Genomic DNA, 213 nt, shown 5'->3' on the forward strand with positions numbered 1-213 from the left:
TCGCACGCTTCTTCTATCCTTCTGCGTCCCTCCATTGCTCAAACGATAAAGAGGTGGTACAGGAATATCAACCTGTTGTCCATCGCCTACGCCTGTCGGCCGCGGCTTAGGTCCTGACTAACCCTGAGCGGACGAGCCTTCCTCAGGAAACCTTAGGCATTCGGTGGACGGGATTCTCACCCGTCTTTCGCTACTCATACCGGCATTCTCACT

General features: G+C 54.5%; 1 rRNA gene. It reads right to left on the reverse strand.

The features are described 5' to 3' along the window. Nucleotides 1-213, reverse strand: a 23S ribosomal RNA gene (locus MR083_RS27625); the annotation flags it as partial.

Origin of the sequence: Bacillus cereus group sp. BfR-BA-01408 (genome assembly GCF_022663305.1) — a bacterium.
In the GTDB taxonomy this organism is placed as follows: domain Bacteria; phylum Bacillota; class Bacilli; order Bacillales; family Bacillaceae_G; genus Bacillus_A; species Bacillus_A pacificus.